Here is a 9210-nt window from a genome sequence, read left to right on the forward strand (position 1 = left end):
CGGTTCGACGACGTCGACGGGTACCGGTTGACCGCGTTCGCGACCAACACCACCCGCGGGCAACTGGCGAACCTGGAGTTGCGGCACCGGCGGCGGGCGCGGTGTGAGGACCGGATCCGGATCGCGAGACCAGCGGTTAGCGAGGTGCACCCCCTCGTTTTTGGTTGCCGTGGGGGCCGGGCTCGGCGCAGTCACCGGGGAGTCGGCGACCTTACCCTCACTTCCGTCGCCCACCCCTGATTGATAACGGCAACTTGCGAAGCCACCTTCCGAACCAAACCAGCGGACGAACCTGGCGCCAGGCTTTCCTGGTCGGCTCGAGGGGCGCCGAGTTGAGCCGGTCGCGCGCGGGAGGGTCGTGATGAAGCATCGAGTCCGCGGGCCGCGGTCCCCATGCGGGGTGTTCTTCTTCCCGTCAGCTGGGGTGTTGTTGGAGTTGTTCTTCGATGCGGTCAAGGAGCAATTCCAGACCGCCACGGAACTCTTCTTCGAAGTGGTCTTCGGTCAGACCCTCGCGTAGCCGGTGGATGAGCGGATATCGCTCTGGGTCAACGGCGATGAGGTCTTCGCTGGTGTCGCAGTCGGCGATGTCCTCGCGCTGGCCCTCGGTGCGAGTGGGGCTGAGCGACCCCGGTACGGGGTCTGTGGAGTCCACAGGATCCCCTGGTCCGCCGTCATCTCCGGCCTGGAAGGACCCATCACCTGGTTTGGGATCCGCGATGACCATGGCGCTGGTCTCTAGAAGCAGGTATCCGAGGAGGAAGGAGTTGAAGCACCGATAGGTGTAGAGCACATGCTCATCGGAGAAACCGTCTCCAGCGAGGGTCTGCAACATCTGCTCGATCCAGCGCAGTGAGCGAAGGGGAGGGTTGATCCACGGGGCCTGTGGGGGCCTGGTGGCCACCAAGGGAAAGGCGTGCGGGTGAGTGAGGGCATAGCGGCGTACCCCCCACGCGAGACTGGTGAGATAGGGCCGCCACTGTCCTGCGGCCGCCGCCGATTCGATATCTGGGTCGTCATCGAGTTCGTCGACGATGTGGTCGACCACAGCGTCGAAAAGGTCTTCACGGTTGTCGACGTAGCGATACAACGTCATGACCTGCACATCCAACCGGCGAGCCACCGTCCGCATTGAGGCTGCCGCAATGCCTTGCTCGTCAACCAAGGCCAGGGTCTCGGTGATCAAGCGGTCGGCGGACAACTTCCGACGGGGACCGGGGGCGTGTGGGTCCGTCCTCTTGATCACGATCCCTGCCCTCAACACGCCGCTCTATATGGCACCTGCCGTTGGATATCGGCCCTTGATTGATGTGCAAATTATAGCCACGGAGACAGGTATGGAGGCCTTGCGTCCTGCGGTGCATCGCGTACAGCGTATTTAATATACGGTGTACACGGGTCAGGCGGTCAGCGCTGGCCCCCGGGCCGGGAACCTCGTAGGACAATCCCGGGCCGGTTCCGTCGGTGGTGCGTCACCGAAACATCTCAATCCGTAAGGACGACACACGTGATCTCTGTAGAGCAGATTCAGTCCCTTATCGGCGGTGACGCCGTCGACCCCAGTGATGCCAAGATTGGCTCCATTGGCCAGGTGTACCTGGACGACCAGTCCGGTCAGCCTGCGTGGGTGACGGTCAAGACCGGCTTGTTCGGTACATCCGAGACGTTCGTTCCCCTCAATGATGCCGAGGCGGACGGGGACGCCCTCAAGGTTCCTTACACCAAGGACAAGGTTAAGGACGCTCCTCGGATCGACGCTGACCAGCATCTGGGGGTGGACCAACAGCAGAAACTGTACGAGTACTACGGGCTGGCCTACGGCCATGACACTGCGAAGACCGGCCAAGAGCAGGGTGAGTTCGGGAATGTCGGCATCCCGCGGGGCCGGGAAAGCCAGGACGACGACGGGGCCGGCGAACGGCGCAGGGACCTGGCGGGCGAGCCGGGAGTCAAGGGCCGGGACACTTCCGGTCCGACCACCGACCAGGCCATGACGCGCTCGGAGGAGCAGCTAAACGTGGGCACGGAGAAAGTGGAGACTGGGCGGGCTCGGTTGCGCAAATACATCGTGACCGAGAACGTCACCACCACGGTCCCGGTCAGCCACGAAGAGGTGCGGGTAGTGCGCGAACCGATCACCGAGCAGAACCGCGGCGACGCGATTGTCGGCGGTGACCTAACCGAGGAGGAGCACGAGGTCACACTGCACGCCGAGCGTCCCGTGGTCGAGAAGGAGACCGTGCCAGTCGAGCGGGTCAGGCTGGACACCGAGACCGTCGCCGGTGAGCAGGAAGTCACCGAAGAAGTCCGCAAGGAAAAGATCGAGACCGACGCCGACGCCACGGCGCGGCAAGGTCGCGACGACCGCTGAACGCGGCCTCATCGCATCCGGGGAGCCGCTCTGGTCCGCAGGAGCGGGCAACTGATAAAACAAACCTGTACGGTGTACGCAGGCCCTGGGCCGCACCGAACACATCAGCCATCTCAGCACGGAAAGGTATCGCGCATGACTGACACGCACGGCAATTCCTCGTCCGACATCGCCGCGTCTGACGCCGCAAAGTCCACCACTCGCAAGCACGGGTCGGAGGTGTCGTCGCGAGAGGACGACAGCCCCTTAGTGACGTCCCAGGGGCGCACATCGATCGCAGACACGGTGGTGGCGAAGATCGCTGGGATCGCCACCCGGGAGGTGTCAGGGGTGCATGAACTCGGGGGTGGCGCAGCCCGTGTGGTCGGCGCCCTGCGGGACAGGATTCCCGGTTCGCGGACCAACTACTCCCAGGGAGTGACGGTGGAGGTTGGTGAACGCCAGGCCGCGGTCGACCTCGACCTGGTCTCCGAATACGGCGTGGCTATCGCCGACCTCGCGGCGGGGGTTCGCCGCAATGTGATCAGCACGGTCGAGGCGATGACAGGACTGGAGGTCACCGAGGTCAACATCACCGTCCATGACGTGTTCCTCGACGACGGCAGCGAGGATGACTCTCAACAGCAATCACGTGTCGAGTGAGGGGGTCGGGGGTGGATCCGCACGGCCGGAGCTCGTTGATGCGATCGCCCAGGCTGTGTTGGCCACCCCCGGCGTGCAGGGTCTGCACTCCGGCAGGTTCGGTGAGGTGGCCACATATTTGCCCGGCCGCCGGGTCGCCGGGGTTCGCACCGCAGAATCCGGGTCTGACATCCACATCGTGGTCGCATGGGGCCACCCGGTGCCGGCCACGGCTGACGCCGTCCGAGCCGCGGTGCAACGGGTGGCCCCCGGCCGCATCGACGTGACCGTTGAAGATGTCGCCGCCCCCGACGAGTCCCTACGATGACGCGTGACGCGCCCCGCAATGCTGCGCACGCCGCCGCGCGGCGTGCGGTGGCGCGTCGCCTGCACCCCGACCTGGGGGGAGATCCGCAGGAGTACCTAGCTGCCATGGAACGCGTGGATCGGCAGTTCGGTACCACGTCGTCCGGTGGGCTACGGCAGGCGGCGTCCGCCCCGCCCTATGTGGTCCGCCGCAGCTCGTCACTTTCTTCAGTTCAAAAAGGGACACGCGGCGCCGTTCGCGCGATCCGTGGGGTACTGCCCCGCGGCTGGCCCGGGGCACGCCGGTACGGCCGACTGTAAGCCTCGTCCATCCCCCTGGGGTCCAACACCTCATCCCTCGCAAGGAGAACTACTCATGAACCGATCTGCCCTTGGACTTCTCGCCGGCCTGTTGATGGCCATTGCCATCGCCGTCGACGGCTTCTCCGGATTCTTGCTCGCATTGGTGCTCGGCGTGCTCGGGTTCGCCGTGGGCGCGTACCTCGAAGGCGAGCTAGACCTGTCGGCATTGGCCCGCGGCAAGCGTGGCTGACGTCCATTCCGGCGGCGTTCCCGATACTCAGGACGCGGCCGAGCGCGGCACCCTGGACGTGCGAGCGGCGGCCATCGAGCACCTGGCCGAACACATCGCCCAGGGGGTGCCCGGCACGGTGACCCACCGTTCCGGGCTGGATAAGCTCCGCGGGCGGGGTTTCCCAAACGCGCAGGTCACGATCCGCGGTGCCGCCAGCTGGATCACCCTCGAGATAGCCGTGGCCTGGCCCGGGCCCGTTGAAAAGATCGCTGCGCACGTCCGAGATCAGGTGCGTGCCGACACCAGCCGGTTATCAGGTAGCCAGGTGCGGCGCGTGGACGTCACCGTCCACGTGCTAACGGCCGACCAATTCGAGACCACTGAAAGGCGGGTTCGATGAACCCCAAGGACACCCCCAGGGCCGCGCCGGTAGCCGCGGTGACCGGGTGCTTGGTGGCCTTCTTGCTCATCGCGTTGGCCGTGGTCGGGATCCACGACCTGGCAGTCACCCAGCACTGGTCACGCGGACGCTCCTGGTCCCGCGACGCGATCGAGGCAGTCGATGGCGCCACCCGCGCCGACTGGGTCGTCCCCTTAGCGGTCATCACGCTCCTCATCGGAGTGGTGCTGCTCTACGCAGCACTCAAACCCCGCCGCGCCACCCACCGCCCGGTCCCCGACGAGAGCGACGCGGCCGACGTGTGGATCAGCCCGGCGGCGCTAAGCCAGTTGGCCACTGCCGCCGCTGAGGACGTACCCGGTGTGTTACAAGCCCATTCCAGGGTAACCGCGCGTCGGATTAGAGTCAGTCTGCATACCACACCCGGATCAGACCGGGACCAGATCACCCAGACCGCGACCCAAAGCATCAGCGACCGTGTCGGCGCGCTGAGCGACCTTCCGGTGACGGTCCAGGCACAGGAGGCCAAGGCATGAGCCGAGCCCCGTACAAGATCGACCGGCTCGCCACAATCGTGGTCGCGATACTGATGCTGGCCCTAGGATTAGTGCTGCTCGACTGGCGTTACCACCTGGTGCTGCACGGGTACCCCAAGCAGATCTCGTTGGGATCGTTGGCGATCTGGGCCGATACCAGCTGGTGGGCATGGGCCTTCGCCGCGATCACCCTGCTCCTGGGTGTGCTGGGTTTGTGGTGGCTACTGGCGCACCTGCGGCGCAACACCATCAAAGCGACCAAGATGCCCCAAAGCGGCCCGCAGGGGACGATCACCATGGACACTTCCTCGCTGGCGAACGCCATCGCGCAAACCCTGCAGGACGCCGGACCGTTCAGCTCGGTGGCGGCTAACGCCACCCAGGACGGGCGGGCCACCACCGTGCTGGTTAACGCCTACCCCGACCAACAAACCGACGGCCCCAGCATCATCCAAGCCATCCAGGAAATGCGTGCGCATCTACGCTCGGCGTTCCCTGACCACGGAGTGAGTGCTCGCGTCCTCATCGCTCGACCCCGGGGCTCCGGCAAATCCAGCGCATCCGCCCGGGTGCGTTAATCACTCAGAGTCTGATGAGTGAAACGAAGGACCACACCGCGGCCGCCGAGTGGGCCGAGGGGCAACGACGGCGACCCCGATAACGCTAGACGCACATACCTGCTATTCGAATACCCGGTGTTGACAACACTCGCCGGATGCCTCTCAGGTGGTTTCCCCAGAGGCATCCGGCCAACCTACCGATGCCCACCGATGACCGCGTCGTTCGCGGTCCAACAGGCGTCAAACTCGTAGCCCGAACCCTGCGAAAACCAAGCCGTGCACCCGCGGAAACGGTTGAGCGCTTTGGGCAGAGCCCCAGCCTTTTTCAGATGCCGAGAGTGGTGGCAGCGTTGTTGACCCAGGCGGATTCGACGCGGACGTAGGTGCCAACGGAGGCGGGGGAGCGGTGTCTGGTTTGATGCATGATCGCCCGGTCGCTGGCTCCGCGCAGGTGAGCGTGGGTGACGAACCCGGCGCGGTGGGAGTGCGCGGAGTAGCCGGTGGGGTCCAGGCCGGCCCTGGCTACAGCGCGTTGCACGATGGTGTTGATGGATTCGGGATGGAGCCGGCCGGGGCGTACGCGGTTACCGCGGGTGATCCCACGGAACACCGGCCCTTCGGTGATTCCTGCTTGTGAGAGCCAGGTACGGAGTGCGGTGACTGGGCAGTGTGCCGGGTTGGTGCCGAAGGGCAAAACGACCAGTTCGAGGTTGCCGTGCTGGTTGGTTTTGGAGTGACGCAGGCTGGCGACGAGTCCTAGTGTCGATGCCGTCTGAATACTGACCCCGTGGTGCCGACTGAAAGTTGACCCCTGTCTCGGCACTCTGGGCGGGTGATGAGTGTGGAGGACTGGGCGGAGATCCGCCGGTTGCATAACGGCGAGGGTGTGCCGATCAAGGAGATCGTCCGGTTGCTCGGGGTCTCCCGGAACACCGTGCGTGCGGCGCTACGCGCCGATCGGCCACTGGATTATCAGCGACCGCCGAAAGGATCGCTGGTCGACACTGTGGAACCCGCGGTTCGGGCGCTGCTGGTCAGGTATCCGCGGATGCCAGCAACGGTGCTGGCCGAACGCGTCGGGTGGCAACATTCCTCCTCGATCTTCCGGGCCCGGGTCGCGTTGATCCGCCCGGAGTACCTGGGCGTGGACCCGGTCGACCGCACCGAGTACAACCCGGGCGAAATTGGGCAGTGTGACCTGTGGTTCCCCGCCACGAAGATCCCGGTCGGCGACGGCACGGCCCGGGTGCTGCCGGTGCTGGTGATGGCACTGGGCTACTCGCGCACGATCAGCGCGGTGATGATCCCCTCCCGGCAGGCCGGCGACATCCTGGCCGGGATGTGGCAGCTTATCCACGGGTGGGGTCGGTGCCCGAAAACGCTGGTGTGGGACCGGGAAGCAGCGATCGGCGGCACCGGCCGCGTCAGCACATCGGCAGCCGCGTTCGCCGGAACCCTCGCCACCCGGATCAAGCTCGCGCCAGTGCGGGACCCGGAGTTCAAAGGCTTGGTCGAACGAGCGAACGGGTACCTGGAAACCTCGTTCCTACCCGGTCGCGAGTTCACCTCACCACAGGACTTCAATGCGCAGTTGTCGCAGTGGCTTTCGGAGATGGCGAACAAGCGGACGGTGCGGTCGATTCAGGCTCGACCAGTGGATCGGTTCGAGGCCGATTACCAGGCGATGATTCCGTTACCGCCAGTCGTGCCGCCGATCGGGTTGGTGCAACGCATCCGCCTAGCACGGGACTACTACGTGCGCGTCGACACCAACTCCTACTCTGTCCACCCGAAGGTGATCGGCAAGTTCGTCGACGTCACCGCGTCCCTCACGAGGGTGCGCATGACGTGCGAGGGGGCCGTGGTCGCCGAGCATGACCGGTGCTGGGGCAAGCAGCAGATCCGCACCGATCCCGCCCATAAGGACGCCGCGCACCGGCTGCGGGTGGCCTACGCCCAAGCCGCCCGGACCGGGATCCCGGTGCCTGGTGCACCTGGCACGGCCACCGTGCCGCCACAACATCACCGCGACGGGCACTCCGTCGCCCTACGCGCCCTACCGGACTACGACGCCCTGTTCGGTGTCGACTTCACCACTGACCCGCCCGACCAGAAAGAAGGATGATGGCCACCACGACGAAGACCCGCGCACCCAGGACTGCTGCCGGGCCCACGACCGGGTCTGAACAACCCGATGCGGCTGGTGCCGCCAACGATTCACCACCATCGGTGGCAGCTGCCACTCGTCCGGCGGACGGTGTGCCCTCACAACTGGCCTACCTCGCACGCGTGCTCAAAACGCCGACGATAGGTCGGGTGTGGGAGGAATTGGCCGACCAGGCCCGCGAAGCAAACTGGTCCCACGAGGAATACCTCGCCGCCGTCCTGGCCCGGCAGGTCGCCGACCGGGAGGCCGCCGGGACCACGATGCGGATCCGCACGGCGCACTTCCCGACCGTGAAAACCCTGGAGGACTTCAACCTCGACCACCTACCCTCGCTGCGGCGGGACGTGCTCGCGCACCTGGCCACCGGGATGTTCGTGCCGAAAGCGGAGAACGTGATCCTGCTCGGACCGCCCGGCATCGGCAAAACCCACCTGGCGATCGGCCTCGGTGTGAAGGCCGCCCAAGCCGGCTACTCCGTCTTGTTCGATACCGCGAACAACTGGATCACCCGCCTCCAAACCGCCCACCGGTCAGGGCGACTTGAGGTTGAGTTGAAGAAGATCCGCCGCTACAAACTGATCATCATCGACGAAGTCGGATACATCCCCTTCGACACCGACGCCGCGAACCTGTTCTTCCAGTTGGTGGCGTCCCGGTACGAGCAGGGGTCGATCATGGTCACCTCCAACCTGCCCTTCGGGCGGTGGGGCGAAACCTTCTCCGACGACGTCGTTGCCGCAGCGATGATCGACCGGCTCGTGCACCACGCCGAAGTCCTCACCCTCACCGGTGACTCCTACCGCACCCGCCAACGCCGACAACTCCTCGCCAAAACCGACACTGCGACCGACTGACGGCCACTGCTCAATCCGACGTCAGGCAATCACTCGGTCCAGCCCTCGACTATGCGCGTTCGATTCCGCCACGTGGTGGCTCCTTCTCCGCCTGGTTCCCACCGCTCGGTGAAGGCTTCAAGCCAGCCACATCGGCGGATCATCTCCGCTCGACGGGCGTTCCATCCCGGCGTCCAGCCGTACTCCTGAAAGAACGCGGGCAGTTGTGACACTGCGTCGGGGTGATGCATCCGGATGATCCACTCGCACCAGGCGATGTCGGTGATCGCTTCGCCAGTGCCGCTGAATTCCCAGTCCAGCACAGCCGTGACGCGCTCATCATCGACATCGAACAACAGATTGTTGGGGCCGAAATCTCCATGCTGCACAACAACACCGTCCCCCGCTGCTGGATCGAGCATCCGTGGGTCAAGATCATGCAATCGCCGCAGTATCCGACCACACGCTGACAACACGGCGGTGGCCCTGCCAGCGTCCATCAGGTCTTGCCCATGCTCACCCCCGACGAACTTTGTCAGGAGTTCACCCGGCCGCTGCCTCACAACCTGGGGCACCGGAAAATCGTCCTCGAGCGACGTCAGCGCGCGATACTCCGCAGCCTGCCGAACCTCGGCATCCGGTCCGGCATACAGCTTCCGAACGACCCCGCCGCTGTGCTCGGTCCAATTGGTGTACCCGTGCTTCACACCATTGAGCATGCCAGCGTCGACCAAGCGATCCTCCGCGCCATCCCGGGACTATCCGAAATTCGGTGTTTCGGCCCTCATGGTTAGTACTGCTCTGCGGTGGGCCAGCGGCCTTCGAAGACGGTCGCGAACACGTTCAGTGCTGGCTTCCATCGCATGGTCCATCGTGCCTGT

Annotated in this window: 12 protein-coding genes and 1 pseudogene; 10 read left to right on the plus strand and 3 right to left on the minus strand. The window is 65.2% G+C overall.

The window, feature by feature from the left end:
- A pseudogene (locus tag AZH51_RS05250) lies at positions 1 to 240 on the plus strand (hypothetical protein); the annotation flags it as partial.
- 175 nt (positions 241 to 415) lie between these two features.
- On the opposite strand, the gene AZH51_RS05255 reads toward AZH51_RS05250, so the two are convergent.
- On the minus strand, positions 416 to 1246 hold the full coding sequence (locus AZH51_RS05255) for a TetR/AcrR family transcriptional regulator (RefSeq protein WP_291522058.1): 831 nt from the start codon (positions 1244 to 1246) through the stop codon (positions 416 to 418).
- A gap of 261 nt (positions 1247 to 1507) precedes the next feature.
- On the opposite strand from AZH51_RS05255, the gene AZH51_RS05260 reads away from it, so the two are divergent.
- The 7 genes from AZH51_RS05260 to AZH51_RS05290 all read left to right on the plus strand — a co-directional run bounded on the left by AZH51_RS05260 (position 1508) and on the right by AZH51_RS05290 (position 5347).
- Complete coding sequence (locus AZH51_RS05260; protein ID WP_291522061.1) at positions 1508 to 2371, plus strand: PRC and DUF2382 domain-containing protein; 864 nt, start codon at positions 1508 to 1510, stop codon at positions 2369 to 2371.
- Between the two features lie 135 nt (positions 2372 to 2506).
- Positions 2507 to 3013: an Asp23/Gls24 family envelope stress response protein gene (locus AZH51_RS05265; RefSeq protein ID WP_291522063.1), complete on the plus strand. Its 507-nt coding sequence runs from the start codon at positions 2507 to 2509 to the stop codon at positions 3011 to 3013.
- On the plus strand, positions 2982 to 3320 hold the full coding sequence (locus tag AZH51_RS05270) for a hypothetical protein (protein ID WP_291522065.1): 339 nt from the start codon (positions 2982 to 2984) through the stop codon (positions 3318 to 3320). Before AZH51_RS05265 ends, AZH51_RS05270 begins: the two co-directional genes overlap by 32 nt.
- A gap of 354 nt (positions 3321 to 3674) precedes the next feature.
- Positions 3675 to 3851, plus strand: coding sequence for a DUF2273 domain-containing protein (locus tag AZH51_RS05275; RefSeq protein WP_291522066.1), 177 nt, complete (start codon positions 3675 to 3677; stop codon positions 3849 to 3851).
- Positions 3844 to 4233 carry a hypothetical protein gene (locus AZH51_RS05280; RefSeq protein ID WP_291522068.1) on the plus strand — a complete coding sequence of 130 codons (390 nt, stop codon included), beginning with the start codon at positions 3844 to 3846 and terminating at the stop codon, positions 4231 to 4233. Before AZH51_RS05275 ends, AZH51_RS05280 begins: the two co-directional genes overlap by 8 nt.
- Positions 4230 to 4769 (plus strand): DUF6286 domain-containing protein, encoded by a 540-nt coding sequence (locus AZH51_RS05285; protein WP_291522070.1) that lies wholly within the window; start codon positions 4230 to 4232, stop codon positions 4767 to 4769. Before AZH51_RS05280 ends, AZH51_RS05285 begins: the two co-directional genes overlap by 4 nt.
- Positions 4766 to 5347: a hypothetical protein gene (locus tag AZH51_RS05290; RefSeq protein ID WP_291522072.1), complete on the plus strand. Its 582-nt coding sequence runs from the start codon at positions 4766 to 4768 to the stop codon at positions 5345 to 5347. The genes AZH51_RS05285 and AZH51_RS05290 overlap by 4 nt, the downstream gene beginning before the upstream one ends.
- 307 nt (positions 5348 to 5654) lie before the next feature.
- Here the strand turns inward: AZH51_RS05290 and AZH51_RS05295 are convergent, their stop codons facing one another.
- Positions 5655 to 6203, minus strand: coding sequence for a site-specific integrase (locus tag AZH51_RS05295; protein WP_291522074.1), 549 nt, complete (start codon positions 6201 to 6203; stop codon positions 5655 to 5657).
- Between AZH51_RS05295 and istA the strand changes: the two genes are divergently transcribed.
- Positions 6162 to 7454 (plus strand): IS21 family transposase, encoded by a 1293-nt coding sequence (istA, locus tag AZH51_RS05300; protein ID WP_291522076.1) that lies wholly within the window; start codon positions 6162 to 6164, stop codon positions 7452 to 7454. The two genes, AZH51_RS05295 and istA, sit on opposite strands and share 42 nt — an antisense overlap.
- Positions 7454 to 8350, plus strand: a complete 897-nt coding sequence (gene istB, locus AZH51_RS05305) for an IS21-like element helper ATPase IstB (RefSeq protein ID WP_291522078.1) — start codon at positions 7454 to 7456, stop codon at positions 8348 to 8350. Before istA ends, istB begins: the two co-directional genes overlap by 1 nt.
- A 29-nt stretch (positions 8351 to 8379) precedes the next feature.
- Here istB and AZH51_RS05310 read toward each other — a convergent pair whose 3' ends face one another.
- Positions 8380 to 9063, minus strand: coding sequence for a phosphotransferase (locus tag AZH51_RS05310; protein ID WP_291522080.1), 684 nt, complete (start codon positions 9061 to 9063; stop codon positions 8380 to 8382).
- Positions 9064 to 9210 lie beyond the last annotated feature (147 nt).

The sequence above is a fragment of the Branchiibius sp. NY16-3462-2 genome (genome assembly GCF_001594145.1).
Lineage (GTDB): Bacteria > Actinomycetota > Actinomycetes > Actinomycetales > Dermatophilaceae > Branchiibius.

Excerpts from the sequence above, each read along its gene's own strand:
- AZH51_RS05295 (WP_291522074.1), bottom strand. The coding sequence starts at position 6,203 with ATGCAACCGGCGGATCTCCGCCCAGTCCTCCACACTCATCACCCGCCC.
- AZH51_RS05285 (WP_291522070.1), top strand. The coding sequence starts at position 4,230 with ATGAACCCCAAGGACACCCCCAGGGCCGCGCCGGTAGCCGCGGTGACC.
- istB (WP_291522078.1), top strand. The coding sequence starts at position 7,454 with ATGGCCACCACGACGAAGACCCGCGCACCCAGGACTGCTGCCGGGCCC.
- AZH51_RS05290 (WP_291522072.1), top strand. The coding sequence starts at position 4,766 with ATGAGCCGAGCCCCGTACAAGATCGACCGGCTCGCCACAATCGTGGTC.
- AZH51_RS05270 (WP_291522065.1), top strand. The coding sequence starts at position 2,982 with ATGACTCTCAACAGCAATCACGTGTCGAGTGAGGGGGTCGGGGGTGGA.
- AZH51_RS05265 (WP_291522063.1), top strand. The coding sequence starts at position 2,507 with ATGACTGACACGCACGGCAATTCCTCGTCCGACATCGCCGCGTCTGAC.
- AZH51_RS05275 (WP_291522066.1), top strand. The coding sequence starts at position 3,675 with ATGAACCGATCTGCCCTTGGACTTCTCGCCGGCCTGTTGATGGCCATT.